Below are 24,429 nucleotides of genomic sequence, written 5' to 3'. Positions count from 1 at the left end.
TCGACCTGCGCGGCGACGGCGGAGCGGGGGTGGACCACCCGCCGTGCCCGGCGGGCCCGCGACGCCGTGGGTGGCGTGTGGCAGTGGACTTCCGGGCGGGGTGCCCACGGAACCCGCGACGCGGTGCTCCCGCGTGTTTCCGGCCTTTCACGGAGCGGTTGCGGTCTCAGCTGCCGGTGATGCTCGCCGCGCCCGTTTCGATGTGGCCGGTGTAGCGGCGGGACCAGGTGCCGTCGGCGTCGGCCAGGATGGTGAAGTCGTACCAGCCCTTGTTGTAGGCCACGGCGTTGAAGAAGTCCTCGCGCGAGGAGTTCGCCGGGACCGTGTACGTCCAGGGGCCGTCGGAGCGGTAGGCATTCGAGCGGATGGTGAAGGTGACCGGGGAGCCGGAGGCGTTGGTCATCTTGAACCAGATCGCCATCTTGCCGGTGCCTGCCTCCACGGCGTAGCGGGCGGCGACCTCCAGGTCCTTGCCGGGCCGCGTGGCGTCGCCGATGAAGCGGCGCAGGAAGCGGTTCGGGCCGTACATCGAGATGTCGTACTTGCCCGAGCCGGCGCCCAGGCCGATGGAGAACCAGTCGGTGGAGGTGGCGCCCGGGTCGACCGTGTACTGCCAGGCGGCCGTGTCCCGGTACTGGTGGGGGTGGATCGAGAAGTGCGCCGACTGCCGGGCCTGCGGGCCCTGGTTGGTCATCGAGAACCAGGCCAGGATCTTGCCCATCGGCCCGAACTCGAAGCGGTCCAGGTTGCCGTTGACCTGGTAGGGGAGGGCGCGGGCGGGGCGGGTGCCGGCCTCCTGGACCGGGAGGGCGTTGTCCTGGGGGGAGGGGTTGGGCAGCGGGCCGCAGGTGGACTGGCCGATGACCTTCGCCGTCGAGGGGAGGCCGGAGGGGAGCCCGTACACCGGGTGCGCGAAGTCGAAGACGCCCGTCAGGTCGCCGGTCACCTTGCGGCGCCAGGCGCTGATGTTGGGGCAGAGGGCGGGCGTGCCCAGGGCCGTGGTCCACGTCTCCATGAAGCGGAGCACCGAGGTGTGGTCGAAGACCTCGGAGCTGACCCAGCCGCCGCGGGTCCACGGGGACATGACGAGCATGGGGACGCGGAAGCCCAGGCCGATCGGGGTGCCGTCGACGTACTCGTCCGGGGTGCCGGGCGGGGCGACCGGCGGGGCGACGTGGTCGAAGAACCCGTCGTTCTCGTCGTAGTTGAGGAAGAGGACCGTGGAGTCGAAGACCTCGGGGTTCGCGGCGAGCGCCCGGTAGACCAGGTCCACGAAGTGGGCGCCGTCGCCGGGCGGGGCGTACGGGTGCTCCGAGAAGGCCTCGTTCGCGACCACCCAGGACACCTGGGGCAGGGTGCCCGCGACCACGTCCGCCCGGATCGCGGCGGCGATGTCGTCGGGGGTGGAGCCGGTGACCTTGGGGACGGAGGCCATGCCGCGGTCCCACAGGGGGTTTCCGGGGGCGGCGTCCGTGAACTTCTTGAAGTAGGCGAGGCCGTTGTCCCCGTAGTTGTCCTGGGCGTTCTGGTAGACCTTCCAGGTCATCCCGGCCCGCTGGAGGGCCTCCGCGTACGTCTCCCAGGTGAGGCCGGACTCCTCGCCGCCGTCCTTGCTGCCCGCGTCCACCTTGCCGCTCCACAGGAAGGTGCGGTTGGGGCCGGTGGCGCTGAGGGTGGAGCAGAAGTAGGCGTCGCAGATGGTGTAGTTGTCGGCGAGGCCGTAGTGGAAGGGGATGTCGGCGCGCTCCAGGTGGCCGAGGGTGTGGGTCTTGCCGACGCCGGCGACCCAGTTGTCCATCCGGCCGCCGTTCCAGGCGGCGTGCTGCGAGGTCCAGCTGTGCGGGAGGTCGCCGGTGCACTGGGCGAGGGTCTCGCTGTCGGCGCCGCCCGCCGAGGGGGTGGCCGAGAGCCGCCACGGGTACTGCCGGCCGCCCCAGTTCGGCTGGTTGAAGGTGCCCCAGCCGCCGGGGATGTTGCCGGAGGCGCGGTCGCCGAAGCCCCGGACGCCCTTGAGCTTGCCGAAGTAGTGGTCGAAGCTGCGGTTCTCCTGCATCAGGACCACCACGTGCTTCACGTCGGTGATCGTGCCCGTCGCGGCTGCCGCGGCCGCCGTCGTGGGCAGGGCGGCGGGCAGGGCCGCCCCCGCCACGAGCCCGGCGCCGATCCCCACGAAACCCCTGCGGCTGATGGGTGTCACTGGCTGCTCGCCTCCAACTCGGTGCCCCGCTGGCACATCGTCGGCAAGCGTGGCGGCGGCCGCCGCAAAGGTCTACATCCGTGCGGTAAGAAAACGGTGAACTTCCGGGTGGCGGGCTCAACCGACCGTGCGGACCAGCATCTTGCCCAGGTTCTTCCCGTTCAGCATGCCCAGGAAGGCCTCCACCGTGTGGTCGAATCCCTGGACAACGGTGGTGTCGGTGCCGATCCGGCCGCTGCGCAGGTGCGGGACCAGGAAGTCCTCCAGCTCGTCCTGCAGATTGGTGTGGTTTCGAACCAATACGCCTTCAAGGCGCAGGGACTTGTGCACCACCTCGAAGAGGTTGCGGGGCGCGGCCGGCGAGCGGTCGCCGTTGTACATCGAGATCGCGCCGACCCAGGCGATCCGCCCGTACTCGCGCAGGGAGTCGATCGCCCCCTCCAGGTGGTCCCCGCCCACGTTGTCCACGTAGACGTCGATCCCCTCCGGGGCGGCCTTCGCCAGCTGCTCGCCGACCGGGCCGTCGTGGTAGTCGAAGGCGGCGTCGAAGCCGAGGGCCTCCGTGAGGTGGGCGACCTTGGCCGCCGAGCCCGCGCTGCCGATGATCCGGCGGGCGCCGAGCAGCCGGGCGATGTGCCCGGTGGCGGTGCCGACGCCGCCGGCCGCGGCGGAGACGAAGAGGTCCTCGCCCTCGCGCAGGGAGGCCGTCCGCGTGAGGGCGGCGTACGCGGTCAGGCCCGTGCCGCCCAGGATCGACAGGTAGGCCTCCAGCGGGACCCCCTCGTGGCCGCGGAGCTTGCGGGTGCCGTCCGTGCCCAGGGTGACCAGGGCGTGGGTGCGCCAGCCGGACCGGTGGAAGACCAGGTCGCCCTCGGCCAGGCCCGGGTCGCGCGAGGCGAGCACCCGGCCCACCGACCGGCCCTCCAGCGGGGCGTTCAGCTCGAAGCCGCCCTCGCCCCCGTCCATCAGCCCCCGGTGGTACGGGTCCACCGACAGCAGCAGGTTCTCCACGAGCGCGGTGCCGGGGGCGGGTTCGGGGACGGGGGTGGAGACGTAGGTGAAGTCGGACGCGACGGGGAATCCGGTCGGGCGGGCGATCTGGTGGACGGCGTAAGCGGTGTTCGTGGTCATGGTGACGACGGTAGGAAGGAATCCCGGAGCCGGGCAGGGGGTTGCCCTCATGGAAGCCGCGCATCCATGAACGCGGCTCATACGCCGAGGTGGGAACCCCGTGACCGAGCTCGCCCCGCAGGAACTCCGGGTGCTGGTCGCCGTCGCCGAGACGGGCGGCTTCTCCGCCGCGGCCGGAGCGCTCGGCATCAGCCAGTCCGCCGTCTCCCACTCGGTGCGCGGCAGCGAGGGCAAGGTCGGCGCCGTGCTGTTCGAGCGCGGCCGCTCCGGCGCCCGCCCCACCCCGGCGGGGGAGCGGGCCGTGGCGCTCGGCCGGCGCATCCTGCGGCTGTACGAGGTCCTCGGCGCGGAGGCCCGCGCCGCCGGGCGGGCCGCCTCCGGCGGGGGCGCGGCGGACGGGGCCCTGGAGGGCATCCTGCGCATCGCGGCCTTCCGCAGCGCGGCCCTGCACCTGCTGCCGCCCGCCCTGGAGCGCCTCGCCGCCCTGCACCCCGGGATCCGGCCCGAGGTACGGGTGGTGCGCGAACTCGGCGCCGGGACGGCGGGGGAGGTGGCCGCCGGCCGGGCGGACCTGGGCATCGCCACGCTGGGCGGGTCCGGCGACGTACCGCCCGGGCTGCTGACCGGGGTGCTCACCCGGGAGGCCTATGCGCTGGTGCACCCCGCCGGGCACCCGGACCCGAAGGCGCTGCCCCTGCTGGACTGGGACGAGAACTGCGGCTCGTACACCCGCCGGTGGTGGGCGGCCCAGGACTGGATCCCGTCGGCCAGGGTCAAGGCCGAGGACGACGCGATGGTGCTGACGATGGTCGGCCGGGGCCTGGGGATGGCGATCATGCCCGAGCTGTCGCTGCGGGAGGCCACGGACGCGGTCGAGATCGCCACCCTGGGACCCCAGGGGCCGGTGAGGAAGGTGGGATACGTCACCACACCGGAATCCGCGGCCACCCTCGCCGTCAGGGCTCTGATCAGGGAACTCCGGACCGAATCGGCCTGAAACCGGAGCCCTTTGGAGGGGCCTTCCGAGGGGTTCCGCATCTCAGATACTAGGAAGTCCGAGTAATTGCGGAGACATACAGCCGCGGCTGCCCTAGCTTTGTAGGAGCCGAACGTCTCGCACATCAGCGAATGGCGGTCGTGAGCGCGCGCCCCTTGGCAGGCAACCCCTGCGGCGCACGGCTCCCCGCCTCTTCCGGCGCCTTGAAGGAACCCCTCATCCGTGGCCCCGCCACGCCGTGATCTCAAGGAGTCGATCACCATGACCCCCACCACCGCCGCCTCCCGCCGCGTCCGCCACTCCTCCCCGGCCGAGGACGACCGCAAGAACGCCGCGGCCGCCCTGCAGCGCGCCCTCGACCGCCGGGACAACGGCGGCTCCACCGGCCACTGACCGGCGCCTCCGAGGCCCAGCCCCCCGGCACCTCCCGGCCGGGCCGCGACATGTCGCGTTCGGATTGGTCCACATGATGGACGCGATATGTCTGAGGGCTGGGACACGGAGTACGGTTCCGACATGTCGACCAGCATCAATCTCGCAGTGATCCCCGGTGATGGCATCGGCCAGGAAGTCGTGGCTCAGGGCCTCAAGGTCCTTACCGCGGTCCTGCCCCAGGATGTGAAGCTGGAGACCAAGGAGTACGACCTCGGCGCCCAGCGGTGGCACCGCACCGGCGAGACCCTCCCGGACGCCGAGCTCGAAGCGCTCAAGCACCACGACGCGATCCTCCTGGGCGCCATCGGCGACCCGTCGGTCCCCTCGGGCGTCCTGGAGCGCGGTCTGCTGCTGAAGCTCCGCTTCGCCTTCGACCACTTCATCAACCTGCGCCCCTCGAAGCTCTTCCCGAACACGGCCACCCCGCTGGCCGGCCGCCCGGACATCGACTTCGTCGTCGTCCGCGAGGGCACCGAGGGCCCGTACACCGGCAACGGCGGCAGCCTGCGCACCGGCACCCCGGCCGAGGTCGCCACGGAGGTCAGCGTCAACACCGCCTACGGTGTGGAGCGCGTGGTGCGGGACGCGTACGAGCGGGCCGACTCCCGTCCGCGCAAGAAGCTGACGCTGGTCCACAAGAACAACGTCCTCGTGTACGCGGGCCACATGTGGAAGAACATCTTCGACAAGGTCGGCCAGGAGTACCCCGAGGTCACCACCGACTACCTGCACGTCGACGCCGCGACGATCTTCTTCGTCACCCAGCCCGAGCGCTTCGACGTCATCGTCACGGACAACCTCTTCGGTGACATCCTCACCGACCTGGCCGCCGCCGTCACCGGCGGAATCGGCCTGGCCGCCTCCGGGAACATCAACCCGACCGGCGCCTTCCCCTCGATGTTCGAGCCCGTCCACGGTTCGGCCCCGGACATCGCGGGCACCGGCAAGGCCGACCCGACCGCGACGATCCTCTCCGTCGCCCTCCTGCTGCGCCACCTCGGCTACGAGGAGCAGGCCGTGCGCATCGAGGAAGCCGTCTCGGCCGACCTCGCCGAGCGCGACGGCACCTTCCGCTCCACCGACGCGATCGGCGACGCCCTCGCCGCGCGAGTAGCCGGTTGACCCGGCAGCTCCACCGAGGAAGCCGCCGGGTACGCACCACCACCCGGCGGCTTCTCCTGCACGGCCCCGGGTGCCACCATCTCCCGTGGGCCGCATCACCCCGTTTCACCGAAGACCCCCCGCGCGCGATAATCGAACGCGAGGCCGCGGTATACGGGAAAGCTCGGACGTCCTAGTACGCATGAGCGCGGTCCGCCATACACACACCGTGAAGGACACGCACTCATGACGACGCCCACGATCGAGCTCAAGCCCTCCTCGAACCCGCTGTCCGACGCGGAGCGAGAGGCGATCCTGGCCAGCCCCGGCTTCGGCCGCCACTTCACCGATCACATGGTGACCATCAAGTGGACCGAGGGCCGCGGCTGGCACGACGCCGAGCTGGTCCCGTACGCGCCGCTGTCGATCGACCCGGCCAACATGACCCTGCACTACGCGCAGACGATCTTCGAGGGGCTCAAGGCCTACCGCCAGCCCGACGGCACCGTCGCCACCTTCCGCCCCCAGGCCAACGCCGAGCGCTTCCAGGCCTCCGCCCGCCGCATGGCCATGCCGGAGCTGCCGACCGAGCTGTTCATCGAGGCCTGCGACGCGCTGATCAAGCAGGACAGCGCCTGGGTCCCGAACTCCGGCGAGGCCTCCCTGTACCTGCGGCCGTTCATGTTCGCGTCCGAGGTCGGCCTGGGCGTCCGCCCGGCCAACGAGTTCCTGTTCATGGTCATCGCCTCGCCCGCCGGCGCCTACTTCCCCGGTGGCGTCAAGCCCGTCTCCGTCTGGCTGTCGGAGGAGTACGTCCGCGCCGTCAAGGGCGGCACCGGCGCCGCCAAGACCGGCGGCAACTACGCGGCCTCCCTCGTCGCCCAGGCCCAGGCCGCCTCGCACGGCTGCGACCAGGTCGTCTGGCTGGACGCCGTCGAGCACCGCTGGATCGAGGAGATGGGCGGCATGAACCTGTACTTCGTGTACGGCGACCGCATTGTCACCCCGGAGCTCACCGGCTCGCTCCTCCCCGGCATCACCCGCGACTCCCTCCTCACCATCGCCCGCGACCTCGGCTACACCGCCGAGGAGGGGCGCATCTCCACCGAGGACTGGAAGCGCGACAACGAGAACGGCACCCTCACCGAGGTGTTCGCCTGCGGTACGGCCGCCGTCATCACCCCGGTCGGCTCGGTCAAGTCCGAGCGCGCCGGCTGGACCCAGGGCGACGGTGAGCCCGGCGAGGTCACCATGAAGCTCCGCAAGGCGCTCCTCGACCTCCAGACCGGCCACCGCGCCGACACCCACGGCTGGATGCACCCGCTCGGCTAGAGCGCGTCCCCCCGAACGGCCGAAGGCCCCCGCGCACTGGGCGCGGGGGCCTTCGGCCGTTCCCGGGCGGGGGAGGAGCGGGTCGGTGCTCCCGCTCCCCTTACGCTTCGACCGCCACCGCGGCCTGTTCCGCCTGCTCCGCCGGCTCTGCGGCGGCGGCCGCCCTCGGGCGGAGCGTCAGTGCCAGGTAGACCGCGCCGCCGACCAGCCCCGACAGGATGAAGCTGCAGTCCACCCCGCCGGTGAGGGACAGCAGCGGGCCCTCGTACACCGGCGTGGACACGGCGGTCAGTCCCACCACCGCGCCGGCCGCCCAGGAGGCGGTGGCGGGCAGGTTCCAGCCCCCGCGGTACCAGTAGACGCCGCCACGGGCCCGCCGGTTGAACACCTGGAGCGCGTCGGCGTCGTACTCGCCGCGGCAGCGCACGTAGCCGATCAGGGTGATCACGGCCCACGGGGTGCCGATCGCGGTCAGCAGCAGGACGAACGAGGTCATCGCCGACTGGACGTTCCACTCGAAGGAGCCGAAGAAGACGAAGGCGGTCGCGACGGCCGCGGCGATCACGGTGGCCTTCGTACGGGTGGCCTTGGGCACGATGGCGTCCAGGTCCAGGCCCATGGAGTACAGCATCAGCCCGGCGTTGCCCACCGAGCCGGCCGCGGCGGCGAACAGCAGCGGCACCAGGTACCAGAAGGGCGCGGCGGCCACGAGCGGCCCGGCGTAGTCGGCCCCGGCCCGGGCGGCCAGCGCGGTGTAGGTGCCGAACAGCTGCGGGACCAGCAGGCCGAAGAACAGGCCGGTACAGGTGGCCCAGTAGACCTTGCGGGAGCTGTGCCGGCGGGGGGAGACGTAGCGGGTGTAGTCGCCGAGCAGGGTGATGAAGGCGACCGGGCCGCTGAGCCCGGCGGCGACGACGGCGAGGATCCAGGTCGGCCAGAAGGAGCCCAGCAGGTACGCGGTGTCCGGCGGGGCCGCGGTGGTGAAGCCGGGGGCGTAGGCGTATATGCCGACGGCGAGCAGGAGCACCATGACGATCGAGAGCGCCTTGCTCATGCGCAGCAGCAGCCGGTAGCCGAAGACGGCCCCGACCACGGTGAACGCCGCCAGCACCCCGTACATCAGGGAGTGGGTGAGGCCGGTGTCCGGCAGGCCGGTGAGCCGGGCCAGGGTGCCGACCATCACGTCGCCGCCGATCCACAGGGCCAGCGCCGTGTAGCCGAGCGCCAGCAGCAGGCCCACGACCGAGCCCACGAGCCGCCCCCGTACGCCGAACTGGGCTCCGCTGGAGGTGGACAGGTTCGTCGCGGTGCGCAGGGAGACCAGCGCGAGCGGCGCGGTGAAGGCGATGCCGGCCAGGGTGCCGGTCACGATGGCGGTGACCGAGGGAACCAGGCCCAGTCCGAAGGACGGGGGCAGCCAGCCGAAGACGATCACGCCGAGGCAGAGGTTGGAGCCGAGCAGGATCGACATCAGGTCACGGGGACCGCTCGTCCGCTCTTCCTCCGGGATGGTGTCGACTCCGCGCTGTTCGATGGGCATGGGGGGACTCCCTTGGCACGGCGGGGGGTGGGGGCCTATTCGTTTGAGCGACACTCAATGTGACCCAAGCCCTGCTCCCAGGTCAATGCTTCCCGGCGAAGAAATGAAGAGTTAGAGTGATGCTCTAACCCATCGACTCAAAAGGTGGTGGATCGGCGTGCGGCTGACCCCTACGGAGCGCGACCGGCTGCTGCTGCGCAGCGCCGCGGAACTGGCCAGGGCCCGGCGGGCCCGGGGCCTGCGGCTCAACGTCCCCGAGGCCACGGCGCTGATCGCCGACACGGTCTGCGAGGCGGCGCGTGACGGCAAGCGCCTGGCCGAGGCCATCGAGGAGGCCCGCAGCGTCCTCGGCCCCGGCGACGTGCTGCCCGGCGTGGCCGACGTGGTCACCGAGGTGCACGTGGAGGCCGTCTTCGACGACGGCTCCCGTCTCGCGGTGGTCTCCTCCCCGATCCAGGGCGCGGACTCGCTCGGCGACGACGCCCCGGGCGCGGTCGTACCGGGCCCCGGCGCCCCCCAGCCGGAGCCGGTCGTCCACCTGCGGGTGCGCAACACCGCCTCCGTGCCGGTGAGCGTCACCTCGCACTTCCACTTCTTCGAGGCCAACCCGCGCCTCGACTTCGACCGGGCCGCGGCCTACGGCATGCGGCTGTGCGTCCCCGCCGGCTCCTCCGTGCGCTTCGACCCGCACGGCGAGGGCGAGGTCGGCCTGGTCCCGATCGGCGGCGCGCGGATCGCGATCGGCTTCGCCGGACTGGTCGACGGCCCCCTCGACGCCCCCGGCGCCAAGGCGGAGGCCCTGGCCCGCGCCGCCGCCTGCGGCTACCTGGGCGCGGCCGCCCCCACCGCAGACGCCCCGGAAGGACACCAGGCGTGAGCCGTCAGACCCCCCACACCGACCACAGCGCGCACTGCGCCCCCGGCAGCCGGCACATCGACCCGCACGAATACGCCTCCGTCTTCGGCCCCCGCGCCGGGGACCGGGTCCGCCTCGGCGACTCCGGGCTGACCGTCCGCGTCGAGTACGACGCCCAGAAGCCCGGCGACGAGTTCCTGGCCGGTTTCGGCAAGACGGCCCGCGACGGCCTGCACCTCAAGGGCGCGGCCGTCCGCGAGACCTGCGACGTGGTGATCAGCAACGTCCTGGTCATCGATGCCGTCCTCGGCATCAAGAAGGTCTCCATCGGCATCCGCGAGGGCCGGATCCACGCGATCGGCCGGGCCGGCAACCCGGACACCCTCGACGGGGTGGACGTCGTCGTCGGCACCGGCACCAGCATCGTCTCCGGCGAGGGCCTGATCGCCACCGCCGGAGCCGTGGACACCCACGTCCACCTGCTCTCCCCCCGGATCATGGAGGCCTCGCTCGCCGCGGGCGTCACCACCGTCATCGGCCAGGAGTTCGGCCCCGTCTGGGGCGTCGGCGTCAACTCCCCCTGGGCGCTCAAGCACGCCTTCAACGCCTTCGACGCCTGGCCCGTGAACATCGGCTTCCTCGCCCGCGGCTCCTCCTCGGACGCCGCGCCCCTGGTCGAGGCCCTCGCCGAGGGCGGCGCCTCCGGCTTCAAGGTGCACGAGGACATGGGCGCCCACACCCGCGCCCTGGACACCGCCCTGCGCGTGGCCGAGGAGCACGACGTGCAGGTGGCCCTGCACAGCGACGGCCTCAACGAGTGCCTCTCCGTCGAGGACACCCTCCGTGTCCTGGAGGGCCGCACCATCCACGCCTTCCACATCGAGGGCTGCGGCGGCGGACACGTCCCCAACGTCCTGAAGATGGCGGGCGTGCCGAACGTGATCGGCTCCTCCACCAACCCCACCCTGCCCTTCGGCCGGGACGCCGTCGCCGAGCACTACGGCATGATCGTCTCCGTCCACGACCTCAAGCCGGACCTGCCCGGCGACGCCGCCATGGCCCGCGACCGGATCCGCGCCGGCACGATGGGGGCCGAGGACGTCCTGCACGACCTGGGCGCCATCGGCATCACCTCCTCCGACGCCCAGGGCATGGGCCGCGCGGGCGAGACGATCCGCCGCACCTTCGCCATGGCCGCCAAGATGAAGGGCGAGCTGGGCCCCCTGGACGGCGACGGCGAGGGCGACGACAACGCCCGCGTCCTGCGCTACATGGCCAAGCTGACCATCAACCCGGCCATCGCCCACGGCCTGGCCCACGAGATCGGCTCCATCGAGATCGGCAAGCTCGCCGACATCGTCCTGTGGCGCCCCCAGTTCTTCGGCGCCAAGCCGCAGCTCGTCCTGAAGTCCGGCTTCCCGGCCTACGGCGTCACCGGCGACCCCAACGCCGCCACCGACACCTGCGAACCGCTGGTCCTCGGCCCGCAGTTCGGCTCCTACGGGGCCACCGCCGCCGACATCTCCGTCGCCTTCGTGTCGGCGGCCGCCGCCGCCCTCGGCTCCGACGAGATGCCGACCCGCCGCCGCCGCGTCGCCGTACGCGGCACCCGCGGCATCGGCCCCAAGGACATGCTCCTCAACTCCCGGGTGGGCGCGGTCGACGTCGACGCGCGCAGCGGACTCGTCTCCCTCGACGGGGAACCGCTGCGCTCCGAAGCGGTCGAATCGGTCTCCCTCAACCGCCTGTACTTCTTGTAAACGGCACCGCCTGTAGAGCTCGTTAGGACCTCCGCCATGACTGCACAGCCCGCGAACCCCGCCACGCCCGCCGACCACGGTTTCCGGATGCCCGCCGAGTGGACCCCCCACGAGCGCACCTGGATGGCCTGGCCCAGCCCCAACCCCACCTTCACCAACGAGCAGGAGCTCGCCGAGGCCCGCCAGGCCTGGGGCGCCGTCGCCCGCGCGGTGCGCGCGTACGAGCCGGTGACCCTCGTCGTCTCCCCGGGCGACGCCGACAGCGCCCGTGCCGTCGTCGGCGAGGACGTCGAACTGGTCGAGCGCGACCTCGACGACGCCTGGATGCGCGACATCGGCCCCACCTTCGTCACCAACGACGCCGGCGAGCTGGCCGCCGTCGACTGGACCTTCAACGGCTGGGGCGCCCAGGAATGGGCCCGCTGGGACCACGACGCCAAGATCGCCCGGCACATCTCCGACCTCGTCGGCACCCGCACCTTCAGCACCCCGCTCGTCAACGAGGGCGGCGCCATCCACGTCGACGGCGAGGGCACCGTGCTCCTCACCGACACCGTGCAGCTGGGCAAGGGCCGCAACCCCGACTGGACCCGCGAGCAGGTCGAGCGCGAGATCCACGCCCACCTCGGCACCACCAAGGCCATCTGGCTGCCCTACGGCCTGGCCGGCGACTACGGCACCTACGGCACCCAGGGCCACGTCGACATCGTCGCCGCCTTCGCCCGCCCCGGCGTGGTCATGGTCCACACCCAGCCCGACCCGGCCCACCCGGACCACGAGCGCTGCAAGACCATCGCCGCCATCCTGCGCGCCTCCACCGACGCGCAGGGCCGCCGGCTGGAGGTCGTGGAGATCCCGGCGCCGACCGTGCTGGAGGAGGACGGCGAGTGGGTGGACTACTCGTACATCAACCACTACCTCTGCAACGGCGGCGTGGTGCTGTGCGCCTTCGACGACCCGCGCGACGAGGAGGCCGCCGAGATCTTCCGCGGACTGTTCCCCGAGCGGACCGTGACCCTCGTTGACGCACGTACGATTTTCGCCGGGGGTGGCGGTATCCACTGCATCACCCAGCAGCAGCCGAAGGTCTGACACCCGCGGCGGCTCTCGTGACCTGACGAAGGAGTGACCATGGCGGCGGGCGGAGTACCGGTACGGGCGGCGCGCAAGAACGCGCCCCCGCGCGAGGACGTACTCGTCGCCGCCATGGCCACGATCGCCGAGCGCGGCCTCGACGGGCTGACCATGGCGGGCCTCGGCCGGCAGGTCGGCATGAGCAGCGGCCACCTCCTCTACTACTTCCGCAGCAAGGACGAGCTCCTGCTGCAGACCCTGGAGTGGAGCGAGGCGGAACTGGGCGCCCGGCGCCGCTCCCTGCTCTCGCGCCGCGAGCCGGCGGCCGAGCGGCTGCGCGCGTACGTGGACCTCTACGTGCCGGACGGCGCCCGGGACCCGCACTGGACCCTGTGGCTGGAGGTCTGGAACCGCTCCCAGAACGCGGGCCCGGCCGAACGCGACCGGCAGGCCGCCATCGAGGGCGCCTGGCACCGCGACCTGGTCGCCCTCCTCGCCGAGGGCATTTCGCGCGGGGAGTTCCGCGCCGTGGACCCCGACCGCTTCGCGGCCCGGCTGCGGGCCCTGCTCGACGGGTTCAGCATCCAGGTGGCCGTCGGCCTGCCCGGCATAGGGCGCGAGGACATCCTGGAACACGTCCGCGAATTCCTCGCCCAGACCCTCGCGGCCTAGGGGGACACCCCCTAGGGGTTCCGGGCCGCGGGCCGCCTGCCGGACGGTGGTTGCCCGCATGCTGAGACCGGCGTCCAGGGACGCTGGAGCGTGTGACAGACTGCGAGCGTGTCTGCTCGGCTCATGATTATGGACAGCAGCGCGCCGGTCCTCTGTGACCGCTGAACCGTGGACGACCTCCGCGGCAGCGGCCACCGTGCCCCAGACCCGCGCGCAGACCTCTCGCACCCGCGAGAGGTTTTTTCGTTTCCAGGCCCGAAATCATGCCGGAAACGGGCAGCGCGCGATGATGGGGGCAGTGGAGCCCGGGCTTCCGGAACCACTCATCCGACAGGAGTCAGATCAGCATGACGACGACAGAGGCGACTGCGCCGGCAGAGGCACTCGACGACGCCTTCCACGTCTTCGACACCACCCTGCGCGACGGTGCCCAGCGTGAGGGCATCAACCTCACGGTCGCGGACAAGCTGGCCATCGCCCGACACCTGGACGAGTTCGGCGTCGGGTTCATCGAGGGCGGCTGGCCCGGCGCCAACCCCCGCGACACCGAGTTCTTCGCCCGCGCGCGGGCCGAGATCGACTTCAAGAACGCCCAGCTGGTCGCCTTCGGCGCCACCCGCCGCGCCGGCGGCTCCGCGGCCGAGGACCCGCAGGTCCGCGCCCTCCTGGAGTCCGGGGCACCGGTGATCACCCTGGTCGCCAAGTCCCACGACCGGCACGTCGAGCTCGCCCTGCGCACCACCCTGGACGAGAACCTGGAGATGGTCCGCGACACCGTCTCCCACCTGGTCGCCCAGGGCCGCCGCGTCTTCGTCGACTGCGAGCACTTCTTCGACGGCTACCGCGCGAACGCCGAGTACGCCAAGTCCGTCGTGCGCACCGCCCACGAGGCCGGCGCCGACGTGGTCGTCCTCTGCGACACCAACGGCGGCATGCTGCCCGCGCAGATCACCGCGGTCGTCTCCACCGTCCTGGCCGACACCGGCGCCCGCCTGGGCATCCACGCCCAGGACGACACCGGCTGCGCCGTCGCCAACACCCTCGCCGCCGTCGACGCCGGCGCCACGCACGTCCAGTGCACCGCCAACGGCTACGGCGAGCGCGTCGGCAACGCCAACCTCTTCCCGGTGGTCGCCGCCCTGGAGATCAAGTACGGCCGCAAGGTCCTCCCCGAGGGCGCGCTCGCCGAGATGACCCGCACCTCGCACGCCATCGCCGAGGTCGTCAACCTCACCCCCTCCACCCACCAGCCGTACGTCGGGGTCTCCGCCTTCGCGCACAAGGCGGGCCTGCACGCCTCGGCGATCAAGGTCGACCCGGACCTGTACCAGCACATCGACCCCGAGCGGGTCGGCAACACCATGCGGATGCTGGTCTCCGACATGGCCGGCCGCGCCTCCATCGAGCTCAAGGGCAAGGAGCTCGGCGTCGACCTCGGCGGGGACCGCGCGCTGATCTCCCGCGTGGTCGAGCGCGTCAAGGAGCGGGAGCTGGCGGGCTACACGTACGAGGCCGCCGACGCCTCCTTCGAGCTGCTGCTGCGCGCCGAGGCCGAGGGCCGGGCCCGCAAGTACTTCCGCGTGGAGTCCTGGCGCGCGATCGTCGAGGACCGCCCGGACGGCACCCACGCCAACGAGGCCACGGTCAAGCTGTGGGCCAAGGGCGAGCGCATCGTCGCCACGGCCGAGGGCAACGGCCCGGTCAACGCCCTGGACCGGGCCCTGCGGGTCGCGCTGGAGCGGTTCTACCCCCAGCTGGCCAAGTTCGAGCTGATCGACTACAAGGTCCGCATCCTGGAGGGCAAGCACGGCACGGAGTCCACGACCCGCGTCCTGATCTCCACGACGGACGGCACCCGCGAGTGGAACACGGTGGGCGTCGCCCCGAACGTCATCGCCGCCTCCTGGCAGGCCCTGGAGGACGCCTACACCTACGGCCTCCTGCACGCGGGCGTGGAACCGGCGGAGTAGTCCCGGGAGGCGGGCGCTTATGTCCGGCTCACACGGGAAAAGGGCGGTTCGGGTAGCGTCGTCGGTATGAGGACCAGGCTGACATCCGTACGTATGGGATCGGTGCTGTCCGGTCTGCTGCTGGCCCTGTCCGTCGGGGTGCTCGGCGGCGCCCCCGCGGCGGTCGCGGCCGACGGCGGGACCGGCGCGGTCGCGGAGGCGCTCAAGAAGGGCCCGGTCTACGTGGACCCCGGGGCCGCCGCGCAGCTGTCGCAGACGCAGGCGGACGCCCTGGCCGCGAAGATCAAGGCCGCGGGGAAGCCGCTGTTCGTCGCCGTGCTGCCCGCCACCCCCGCCTTCCCCGCCGACAGCGTGCTGCGCACGGTCCGCACCGAGACGGGTGTCACCGGGCTCTACGCCATCCGGCTCGGCGACGGCTTCAACGCCGGGGCCGACCCGGCCGTCATGCCGCGCAACGCCGTCCGCAACCTCACCGACGCGGTGAAGGCGGGCGGGGCCGTGGACGCCGCGACCGAACTGAACGCCTTCGTCGACCAGGCCCTCCCACAGATGAAGGGCCATGCCCCGGCCTCCTGGGGCGGCGGCAGCAGCGGCGGCGCCGGGACGCTGATCGCCCTCGGCGCGGTGGCCGTGCTCGGCGGCGGGGGCGGGTACCTGCTGGTCAAGCGGAACCGCAAGAGGAAGGAAGAGGCCAGGCGGGAGGCCGTCGCACGGCTGAGCGTGGTCGTCGACGAGGACATCACCGCCTTCGGCGAGGAGCTCGAACGGCTCGACTTCCACCCCGGCGAGCCCGGCGCGGACGACGCCATGCGCGCGGACTACGAGCGGGGGCTCGACTCCTACGAACGGGCCAAGCAGATCATGGCCTCGGTCCAGCGGCCCGAGGAGGTCCAGGGCGTGACCCGGGCGCTGGAGGACGGCCGGTACGCCCTCGCGTGCCTCGACGCGCGGCGGCGCGGCGAGCCCGTGCCGGAGCGGCGGGCGCCCTGCTTCTTCGACCCGCGCCACGGTCCGAGCACCGAGGACGCCGAGTGGGCCCCACCCGGCGGGGCGGCGCGTACGGTGCCGGTCTGCGCTGCGGACGCCGTGCGGCTGCGGGACGGCCTGGACCCGGCGGTGCGCACCGTGGACACCGAGTACGGGCCGCGTCCCTACTACGACGCCGGCCCGGCGTACGGCCCCTGGGCGGGCGGCTACTTCGGCGGCGGCATGCTGCCCGGCCTGCTGGTGGGCACGCTGCTCGGGTCGATGATGTCCACCCCGGCCTACGCCTCCGACTTCGGCGGCGGCATGGACGGGGGAGGTTTCGAGGGCGGAGACGTCTCCGGGGCCGACTTCGACCCGTCCGACTTCGGCGGCGGTGACTTCGGCGGCGGGGGCGGCTTCGACGGGGGAGGCGGGGGATTCGACGGCGGGGGCGGCTGGTAGCCGCCCCCGGGGGCGCCGGTCAGGCCTGCTTGATCGCCGAGATGTCGAAGGTCAGCTTCACCTTGTCGCTGACCATCACACCGCCGGCCTCCAGCGCTGCGTTCCAGGTCAGGCCCCAGTCGGAGCGCAGGATCTCCGCCGACCCCTCGAAGCCGACGCGCTCGTTGCCGTACACGTCGGTGGCCGAGCCGGCGAACTCCAGGTCGATGGAGAGCGGGCGGGTGACGTCCTTGATGGTCAGGTCGCCGCTGATGCGGTAGGTGTCACCGCCGACGTGGGCCGCCGAGGTGGAGCGGAACGTCATCAGCGGGAAGGCCTCGGCGTCGAAGAAGTCGCCGCTGCGCAGGTGGGCGTCGCGGTCGGCGATGCCGGTGCCCACCGAGGCGATCTTGACGTCGATCGAGGCGGTGGAGCGGGCGGGGTCGCGGCCGTCCAGGTGCAGCGTGCCCTCGTGCTCCGCGAAGCTGCCGCGGACGTTGGTCACCATCGCGTGGCGCACGGTGAAGCCGATGCTGCTGTGGCTCGGGTCGATGACGTAGTCACCGGTGAGCGCGGCGAGCGCGGGGTCGACGTCGAGCGTGGCGACCGCGCTCTGCGCGACGTCGGCGGCGGGGGCCGCGGGGGCTTCGGTGCGGTTGCGGCGGGAGAAGAGAGCCATGACGTCCTCCTGGGGAGTCCTGCGGTTTGGTTCAAAGTTCAACAAGAGCCACGCTAGAGCCATTCCGTTCAAATTTCAACTACATCACCCGTTCCGGGGAGGATTTGTAGAACCCCCACAAAGGACGGAGGTCCCCACTGGGGGAGTCCATGCATGCGTCGGAGGTTCTGTCCGGCCCGCACAGCCGAAAGGGCCCGAGACTGTGCGGAACCAACGGAGGGTTTTACGGGCCCGGCTTCGTAAGGTCGGTACATGACCCTTGTGGACCAGACTCCGAGCGAGCCGACGGACGCCCGCGGGCGCGTGGCCGAGCTGCACTCCCTCCGCGAGGAGGCCCGGCGCGGCCCCAGCGACCGCGCGACCGAGGCGCAGCACGCCAAGGGCAAGCTGACCGCCCGCGAGCGCATCGCGCTCCTGCTCGACGAAGGTTCCTTCCGGGAGGTCGAGCAGCTCCGCCGGCACCGGGCGACCGGTTTCGGGCTGGAGGCGAAGAAGCCTTACACCGACGGTGTCATCACCGGCTGGGGCACGGTCGAGGGCCGCACGGTCTTCGTCTACGCGCACGACTTCCGCATCTTCGGCGGCGCCCTGGGTGAGGCCCACGCCACCAAGATCCACAAGATCATGGACATGGCCATCGCGGCCGGTGCCCCGCTGGTCTCCCTCAACGACGGCGCCGGCGCCCGGATCCAGGAGGGCGTCTCCGCCCTCGCCGGCTACGGCGGCATCTTCCAGCGCAACACCAAGGCCTCGGGCGTCATCCCCCAGATCTCGGTCATGCTGGGCCCCTGCGCCGGCGGCGCGGCCTACTCCCCGGCCCTGACGGACTTCGTGTTCATGGTCCGGGACACCTCGCAGATGTTCATCACCGGCCCCGACGTCGTCCGCGCCGTCACCGGCGAGGAGATCAGCCAGAACGGCCTCGGCGGCGCCGACGTGCACGCCGAGACCTCCGGCGTCGCGCACTTCGCGTACGACGACGAGGAAACCTGCATCGCCGAGGTCCGCTACCTCATCACGATGCTCCCCTCGAACAACCGCGAGAACCCCCCGGTCCACGAGAACACCGACCCGGTCGACCGGCGCTCGGACGTCCTGCTGGACCTCGTCCCCGCGGACGGCAACCGCCCGTACGACATGCTCAAGGTCATCGAGGAGCTCGTCGACGACGGCGACGTCCTGGAGATCCACGAGCGCTGGGCCCGCAACATCATCTGCGCCATGGCGCGGATGGACGGCCAGGTCGTCGGCATCATCGCCAACCAGCCCGGCCACCTCGCCGGCGTCCTGGACATCCACGCGTCCGAGAAGGCCGCGCGCTTCGTCCAGATGTGCGACGCCTTCAACATCCCGATCATCACGCTGCTGGACGTCCCCGGCTTCCTGCCGGGCGTCGACCAGGAGCACGGCGGCATCATCCGCCACGGCGCCAAGCTGCTGTACGCGTACTGCAACGCCACGGTCCCGCGGATCTCGCTGATCCTGCGCAAGGCCTACGGCGGCGCGTACATCGTCATGGACTCCCAGTCCATCGGCGCCGACCTGACCTACGCCTGGCCCACCAACGAGATCGCCGTCATGGGCGCGGAGGGCGCGGCCAACGTGATCTTCCGCAAGCAGATCGCGGACGCCGAGGACCCCGAGGCCATGCGGGCCCGGATGGTCAAGGAGTACAAGGCCGAGCTGATGCACCCCTACTACGCGGCCGAGCGCGGCCTCGTGGACGACGTCATCGACCCCGCCGAGACCCGCGCAGTGCTCGTCAGCGCCCTCGCGATGCTCCGCACCAAGCACGCCGATCTGCCGTCTCGCAAGCACGGCAACCCGCCGCAGTAAACGAGCTGAGGAGACCTGCCACCGATGAGCACCCTGCTGAAGGTAGAGAAGGGCAACGCCGCGCCCGAGGAGCTGGCCGCGATCACCGCGATCCTGCTCGCCCGCGCCGCCGCCACCCCTGACGAGGCCGCCCCCACCCGCCGTTCCACCGCCGGCTGGCGCCGGCTGGAGCGCAGCCGCGGCTTCCAGGCCCCGCACAGCTGGCAGGGCTGAGCAGCAGCGCCCGGCGTACGAAGGCCCCGCACCGTCCACGGTGCGGGGCCTTCGCCGTACCCGCCGTAGGTTACGGGGGGTACGGCAAAGGCCCCCGTGCCCAGGGCACGGGGGCCTTTCGCAGGTGCGCTCCGCTTACCGGAGGCGTGCCATGAGGGCGTGTTCGACGAGGGTGATCAGTGCGCTCTTGGCGTCGCCGCGGTGGCGGGCGTCGGTGGTGATGATGGGGGCGTCGGGGCCGATCTGGAGGGCCTCGCGGACTTCTTCGGGGGTGTAGGGCTGGTGTCCGTCGAAGCCGTTGAGGGCGATGACGAAGGGGAGGCCGCTGTTTTCGAAGTAGTCGACGGCGGGGAAGCAGTCGGCGAGGCGTCGGGTGTCGACGAGGACGACGGCGCCGATGGCGCCGCGGACGAGGTCGTCCCACATGAACCAGAAGCGGTCCTGTCCGGGGGTACCGAAGAGGTACAGGATCAGGTCCTGGTCCAGGGTGATGCGGCCGAAGTCCATGGCGACCGTGGTGGTCGTCTTGTCACCGGTGTGGGTGAGGTCGTCGATGCCGGCCGAGGCGCTGGTCATGACGGCTTCGGTGCGCAGCGGGTTGATCTCGGAGACCGCGCCGACGAACGTGGTCTTGCCCACGCCGAAGCCGCCCGCCACCACGATCTTCGCGGAGGTGGTGGAGCGAGCCGCTCCGCCGTTAGAGCTTGCGAAGTCCACTGAGCACCCTTTCGAGCAGTGTCACATCTGGCTGGCCGCCGGCAGACTCGTCGCCGCCGGGCTGGTGAATGGCGACAAGGCCCGCCTCCGCCAGGTCGGCTACGAGGATGCGGGCGACACCAAGAGGAATGGAGAGAAGTGCCGAGATCTCCGCGACGGATTTGATCTCCTGGCACAGGCGGCAGATGCGCTGGTGCTCGGGCAACTGCCCTTGCAGCCGGGCGGGATCCGCCGTGGTACTGACCAGCGCCTCGATGGCGAGCTGGTAGCGCGGCCGGGTCCGGCCGCCGGTCATCGCGTACGGACGCACCAGGGGGTTGTGCGCCTTGGGAGCCTGCGGCTGCGCGGCCCGAGGGGGCTGCTGGGGAAGCCGGTGGGGCGCCTGCGGCTGCTGGGGCTGGCCGTACGGCTGCTGCGCGTAGGGGTTCTGCTCCGGCACGGGCCGGCTGGGAGCGGAGGGGAAGTTGAAGCGGTTCTGGTCGTGCCCACCCTGCGGCTGCTGGCCGCCATAAGGATGTCCTCCGGGTGTTGTCACGTTTCCTCCTCCGACTCCAAGAACGCAGTACTCCCTGTGGAACCGCGCCACCGCACCCTACGGTGCGATGACGCGAAACGCACTGCCTGATTACTAGTTGAGAAGGCTTCCCTGCAGCTCCGCGCGCAGGTCCGGGGTGAGGACGCTGCCCGCGCGGTCCACGAGGAGGGCCATCTCGTAGCCCACGAGGCCGATGTCGCACTCGGGGTGCGCCAGCACCGCGAGCGAGGACCCGTCGGAGACCGACATGAGGAAGAGGAACCCACGGTCCATCTCCACCACGGTCTGGTTGACGGCCCCGCCCTCGAAGATGCGGGAGGCTCCGGCGGTCAGCGAGGTCAGACCGGAGGCCACGGCCGCCAGCTGATCGGCGCGGTCGCGCGGGAATCCGTCGGACATCGCCAGCAGAAGGCCGTCGGCGGAGACCACCACCGTGTGGGACACCCCGGGGGTGTTGTCCACGAAGTTGGTGATCAACCAGTTCAGGTTCTGCGCCGCCTGGCTCATCGCGCTCACACTAACGCTCCTGGTCATAGCTGTTACTTGACTGCTCGGAACCCGCGCTGCGTCCCTGCTGGACACCACGGCGCAGGTTGCTCAACCTGCCGCGCACGTCCTCCGGGGCGCGGGAGACCTGGGGGCCGCCCTGCGGGGTCGTCTCCGCAGCGCCCTCGACCAGGTTGGCCTTGGGCACCCGCCGAGGGAGACCGGACGAGGTGACCCCGCCCGCCTTCGGCTCACGGAGCTTGCCGGCCTGCTGCCAGCGTTCGTCGTTCGTCGAACGCCAGCCCCCGCCGGCCGGCTGGTCCGCCGGGGCCTCCTTCGGTGCCGCCGGCTGCTGCTGTCGCTGCGGCCGCTGCTCGAAGAGGGAACCGGTGGGCTCCGCTTCCTTCTGGCCCGAACCCCACTGCTGCTGGCTGCCGCGTCGCGGCAGGCCCGCTCCGGTCAACGCGTGACCGGTGTCGGCAGCGGCGCCCGGACGGTCGAAGCCTACGCGGTCCACGGCCGGTTCGGGAGCGGCCGGGGGTTCCGATTCGGTCCCGTAGTCCTGCTGGTAGGGCTCCGCGTAGGTGTTCTGCTCGGGCCATGCGGCCTGCGAGGACTGCTCTGCGTAGCCGCCGTCGTACGCCTGGGCGGCCTGCTGGCCGTCCTGGTAGCCGACTTCCGGATAGGCGTAGCCCTGGTCCGGGAACGCCTCGTAGGACGGCTGCTGGGCCTGCTCCTCGTACGGGGCCTCGTAGCCCTGCGCGGACGGCTGCTCGTACTCCTGGTACGGCTGGTACGCGTGCTCGGGCTGGGGTTCCGGATAGCCCTCGGCGGAGTACTGCTGCTCCGGCTGCGGGTCCTGGTCCTGCCCGAAGTTGAGCTGCGCCTCCAGCGCCGCCCGGCGCTCCTCGCGGCCCAGGGACCGCACGACCGGGTCGACCGGCTTCTGCTCGCCGCCCGGGCCGCCCTGGGCCTCGTAGCGGGAGTCGTCGAAGCCGAGCTCGGCGGCCGTGCGCAGCGGGGCGGCCTGCTGGGCCTGCTGCTCGGGGATGATCGAGGAGACGGTGAAGTCGTCGTCCGGGATGCCCTCGCCACCGCCACCGTGGGTGATGGCGTCGGGGAGCATGACCAGCGAGGTGGTGCCGGCCTGCTCGCCCGAGGGGCGCAGCTGGACGCGGATGCTGTGGCGGTCCGCCAGCCGGCCGACCACGAACAGACCCATGCGCTGCGAGATCGCGGCGTCCACGGTCGGCGGGTTGGCCAGCTTGTGGTTGATGTCCGCGAAGTCCTCGGCGGTGAGGCCGATGCCCTTGTCGTGGATCTCGATCATGACGCGGCCGTCGGGCAGACGCGTGGCGTTGACCCGGACCTTGGTCTGGGGGGAGGAGAACGTGGTGGCGTTCTCCAGGAGCTCGGCGAGCAGGTGCACGAGGTCGGTCACGGCCTGGCCGTGGATCTCGGCCTCGGAGACGCCCGAGAGCTCGATGCGCTCGTACTGCTCCACCTCGGAGGAGGCGGCGCGCAGGACGTCCACGAGGGGCACCGGCTGGTCCCAGCGGCGGCCCGGGTTCTCACCCGCGAGGATGAGGAGGTTCTCGCCGTTGCGGCGCATACGGGTGGCCAGGTGGTCCAGGCGGAAGAGGTTCTCCAGCTGGTCCGGGTCGGCCTCGTTGTTCTCCAGGTCGGTGATGAGGGTCAGCTGGCCCTCGATCAGCGACTGGTTGCGCATGGAGAGGTTCGTGAAGATCGCGTTGACGTTGCCCCGCAGGAGGGCCTGCTCGGCGGCGAGCCGGACCGCTTCCCGGTGGACCTGGTCGAAGGCGCGGGCGACCTCGCCGATCTCGTCCTGGGAGTTGATCGGGATCGGCTGGACACGCGTGTCGACCTTCCCCGGGTCGGTGCGCGAGAGCTGGTCGACGAGCATCGGCAGGCGCTGCTCGGCGACCTCGAAGGCGGAGGTGCGCAGGCGCAGCATCGAGCGGCTCATCTGGCGGGCCATCATCGCGGCCAGGATGAAGGCGGCGAGGAGGGCGACGACCACGACGGCGCCGGTCAGGATGGCGTCCTTCTGGGCCTTGTCGGAGACCGCGACGGTGTCCTTGACGGCCTTCTCGAGGAGCTCCTGCTCGACCTGGGCGTAGCCGTCGAACTTGGCGGTGGCGGCGGCCTGCCAGGCCTGCGGGGTGACGCCGATCAGGGCGAGCTTGGAGGGCTTCTCGCCGCCGGCTATCGCCTCGGTCATGCCGGTGAGGGCGGAGCCGTTGACCACGGGCGGGGCCTTGAAGGGCGTACCGGCCTGCTCGGCGGCCTGCTTGGCCTGGGCGAGCTTGGCGGCGCCCTCCTGGGACTTCTTGCCCATGACCTCCTGGAGGCGCTTGGTGTCCTCCTCGGTACCGGCGGCGACGTACTCGCCGGCGGCGATCTCCTCGAGGTAGGCGTAGGAGGAGAAGGCGACGAGCTGGGCCTTGCGGACGTTCTCGTCCTCGTTCGGGCGGACCAGCAGGTGCGTGCCGATGGAGCGCTGGAGCGAGTTGGCCGCCTTGGCCAGCTCGACCGCGTAGACCATGCGGCCGTAGCTGGTGACGTTCCCGGTGCCCAGGCCCAGTTCGTTGGAGAACTGCATCAGGTAGTGCTGGACCAGCACGTAGCCCTCTTCGGTCGGCACGGGGCCGGCCGCGGCGGGGAGGTTCTTCTTGGCGGTCTCCGGGACGGCGTAGGCCGTCTTGCGGACCTGCTCCAGCTTCGGCTCCTCCTGGCGGAAGAGTTCGAGGCGGCGCTCGAGGCCCTGCTTCTTGGGCATGTCCTTCACGGTCGCGGCGAACTTGGCCTTGGCGGCGTCGGTGGCCGCGTAGGCCTTCGTCACCGCCTCGTTGCCGCGGTCGTTCTTCAGCAGCGGCTCGGCGCTGAGGTCACGCTCGTTGAGGAGGGCCTGGCCGTATTCGGCGGCCGCCTGGACTATGCGGACCGTCTTCTCCGCGTCCTTCGCCTCGTTCCAGGTGTCGATCGAGCCCTTCACCTGGAAGCCGCCCATGACCAGTCCGACGAGGACGGGGACGAGCAGGATGGCGTTCAGACGCGTCGGCACGCGCCAGTTGCGTGGGGAGAGCTTGCTGGTGCTGCCGCCGCCCGCCTGTGGTTCCACGGGCACGTCGACGGACGACGCGGCCGCGCGCTGCGGCGGGGTGAAGTTACCCCGCGCGGATTCATCCGCGGGGCTCGCATTGCTTCGCCTCACTCGACCAACAACCTCTCGGCGGTGCTACTAGCTAGTTCGTTGAATTCCAGCATGGGTAACGGCCGTGTTCCAAACAGTTGAATCCGGCCGTTCTTCGGCTGATCCGTCCGGTGTAAGTCGGACATAAGGAGCGAGTTTCACCAAAAGGCGGCCCGGTCGTGCGCGCAGCGATACCGAACGGCTGCACCGGGTGGCCGACTCGGGCCAATTCTCTGTCGAAACGTTATGAACGCCGCGGCGGGCCGTGTCAAAGGAC

At 71.4% G+C, this 24,429-nt stretch carries 20 protein-coding genes; 12 read left to right on the top strand and 8 right to left on the bottom strand.

The window, feature by feature from the left end:
* Positions 1–166 precede the first annotated feature (166 nt).
* Both ACFY0O_RS22815 and ACFY0O_RS22810 read right to left on the bottom strand, forming a co-directional pair.
* Entirely contained in the window at positions 167–2,197 is a 2,031-nt protein-coding gene (locus tag ACFY0O_RS22815; RefSeq protein ID WP_388949226.1) for a phosphocholine-specific phospholipase C, read from the bottom strand.
* A gap of 117 nt (positions 2,198–2,314) precedes the next feature.
* Positions 2,315–3,328 (bottom strand): NADP-dependent oxidoreductase, encoded by a 1,014-nt coding sequence (locus ACFY0O_RS22810; protein WP_388949223.1) that lies wholly within the window; start codon positions 3,326–3,328, stop codon positions 2,315–2,317.
* Between the two features lie 100 nt (positions 3,329–3,428).
* On the opposite strand from ACFY0O_RS22810, the gene ACFY0O_RS22805 reads away from it, so the two are divergent.
* The 4 genes from ACFY0O_RS22805 to ACFY0O_RS22790 all read left to right on the top strand — a co-directional run bounded on the left by ACFY0O_RS22805 (position 3,429) and on the right by ACFY0O_RS22790 (position 7,193).
* The gene (locus ACFY0O_RS22805; RefSeq protein WP_388949220.1) at positions 3,429–4,325 is read left to right on the top strand and encodes a LysR family transcriptional regulator; all 897 of its coding nucleotides are present in this window, start codon (positions 3,429–3,431) and stop codon (positions 4,323–4,325) included.
* 261 nt (positions 4,326–4,586) lie between these two features.
* The gene (locus ACFY0O_RS22800) at positions 4,587–4,718 is read left to right on the top strand and encodes a hypothetical protein (protein WP_358897117.1); all 132 of its coding nucleotides are present in this window, start codon (positions 4,587–4,589) and stop codon (positions 4,716–4,718) included.
* 123 nt (positions 4,719–4,841) lie between these two features.
* Complete coding sequence (locus ACFY0O_RS22795; RefSeq protein WP_388949217.1) at positions 4,842–5,882, top strand: 3-isopropylmalate dehydrogenase; 1,041 nt, start codon at positions 4,842–4,844, stop codon at positions 5,880–5,882.
* A 225-nt stretch (positions 5,883–6,107) separates the two neighbouring features.
* Positions 6,108–7,193, top strand: a complete 1,086-nt coding sequence (locus tag ACFY0O_RS22790; protein ID WP_388949214.1) for a branched-chain amino acid aminotransferase — start codon at positions 6,108–6,110, stop codon at positions 7,191–7,193.
* Positions 7,194–7,293: 100 nt separating this feature from the next.
* Here ACFY0O_RS22790 and ACFY0O_RS22785 read toward each other — a convergent pair whose 3' ends face one another.
* On the bottom strand, positions 7,294–8,733 hold the full coding sequence (locus ACFY0O_RS22785; RefSeq protein WP_388949211.1) for a cytosine permease: 1,440 nt from the start codon (positions 8,731–8,733) through the stop codon (positions 7,294–7,296).
* A 157-nt stretch (positions 8,734–8,890) separates the two neighbouring features.
* On the opposite strand from ACFY0O_RS22785, the gene ureA reads away from it, so the two are divergent.
* From ureA to ACFY0O_RS22755, 6 genes are all read left to right on the top strand, one after another.
* Positions 8,891–9,610: an urease subunit gamma gene (gene ureA / locus ACFY0O_RS22780; RefSeq protein ID WP_358897109.1), complete on the top strand. Its 720-nt coding sequence runs from the start codon at positions 8,891–8,893 to the stop codon at positions 9,608–9,610.
* Positions 9,611–9,666: 56 nt separating this feature from the next.
* On the top strand, positions 9,667–11,349 hold the full coding sequence (locus ACFY0O_RS22775; protein ID WP_388949465.1) for an urease subunit alpha: 1,683 nt from the start codon (positions 9,667–9,669) through the stop codon (positions 11,347–11,349).
* Between the two features lie 36 nt (positions 11,350–11,385).
* A complete protein-coding gene (locus tag ACFY0O_RS22770; protein WP_388949208.1) occupies positions 11,386–12,441 on the top strand; it encodes an agmatine/peptidylarginine deiminase in 1,056 nt (351 codons plus the stop codon).
* Positions 12,442–12,480: 39 nt separating this feature from the next.
* Entirely contained in the window at positions 12,481–13,095 is a 615-nt protein-coding gene (locus ACFY0O_RS22765) for a TetR/AcrR family transcriptional regulator (protein WP_358892748.1), read from the top strand.
* Between the two features lie 347 nt (positions 13,096–13,442).
* On the top strand, positions 13,443–15,065 hold the full coding sequence (cimA, locus tag ACFY0O_RS22760; protein WP_388949206.1) for a citramalate synthase: 1,623 nt from the start codon (positions 13,443–13,445) through the stop codon (positions 15,063–15,065).
* Between the two features lie 66 nt (positions 15,066–15,131).
* Positions 15,132–16,493, top strand: coding sequence for a hypothetical protein (locus ACFY0O_RS22755; protein ID WP_388949203.1), 1,362 nt, complete (start codon positions 15,132–15,134; stop codon positions 16,491–16,493).
* A 19-nt stretch (positions 16,494–16,512) separates the two neighbouring features.
* On the opposite strand, the gene ACFY0O_RS22750 is transcribed toward ACFY0O_RS22755, so the two are convergent.
* Positions 16,513–17,151, bottom strand: a complete 639-nt coding sequence (locus tag ACFY0O_RS22750; RefSeq protein ID WP_388949200.1) for a YceI family protein — start codon at positions 17,149–17,151, stop codon at positions 16,513–16,515.
* Positions 17,152–17,403: 252 nt separating this feature from the next.
* Here ACFY0O_RS22750 and ACFY0O_RS22745 point away from each other — a divergent pair, with 252 nt between their 5' ends.
* Complete coding sequence (locus tag ACFY0O_RS22745) at positions 17,404–18,987, top strand: acyl-CoA carboxylase subunit beta (protein ID WP_358892744.1); 1,584 nt, start codon at positions 17,404–17,406, stop codon at positions 18,985–18,987.
* Positions 18,988–19,011: 24 nt separating this feature from the next.
* On the top strand, positions 19,012–19,200 hold the full coding sequence (locus ACFY0O_RS22740; RefSeq protein ID WP_358892743.1) for an acyl-CoA carboxylase subunit epsilon: 189 nt from the start codon (positions 19,012–19,014) through the stop codon (positions 19,198–19,200).
* Between the two features lie 135 nt (positions 19,201–19,335).
* On the opposite strand, the gene ACFY0O_RS22735 is transcribed toward ACFY0O_RS22740, so the two are convergent.
* From ACFY0O_RS22735 to ACFY0O_RS22720, 4 genes are all read right to left on the bottom strand, one after another.
* Positions 19,336–19,917 carry an ATP/GTP-binding protein gene (locus tag ACFY0O_RS22735; protein ID WP_079429940.1) on the bottom strand — a complete coding sequence of 194 codons (582 nt, stop codon included), beginning with the start codon at positions 19,915–19,917 and terminating at the stop codon, positions 19,336–19,338.
* Positions 19,898–20,452 (bottom strand): DUF742 domain-containing protein, encoded by a 555-nt coding sequence (locus ACFY0O_RS22730; protein WP_358892742.1) that lies wholly within the window; start codon positions 20,450–20,452, stop codon positions 19,898–19,900. Before ACFY0O_RS22730 ends, ACFY0O_RS22735 begins: the two co-directional genes overlap by 20 nt.
* A 93-nt stretch (positions 20,453–20,545) precedes the next feature.
* Positions 20,546–20,959 (bottom strand): roadblock/LC7 domain-containing protein, encoded by a 414-nt coding sequence (locus ACFY0O_RS22725; RefSeq protein ID WP_030037347.1) that lies wholly within the window; start codon positions 20,957–20,959, stop codon positions 20,546–20,548.
* Between the two features lie 10 nt (positions 20,960–20,969).
* Positions 20,970–24,173 (bottom strand): nitrate- and nitrite sensing domain-containing protein, encoded by a 3,204-nt coding sequence (locus tag ACFY0O_RS22720; protein ID WP_388949197.1) that lies wholly within the window; start codon positions 24,171–24,173, stop codon positions 20,970–20,972.
* Positions 24,174–24,429: the final 256 nt, after the last annotated feature.

The organism is Streptomyces sp. NPDC001594 (assembly GCF_042893675.1).
Lineage (GTDB): Bacteria > Actinomycetota > Actinomycetes > Streptomycetales > Streptomycetaceae > Streptomyces.
This window is presented reverse-complemented; position numbering and strand designations above follow the sequence as displayed.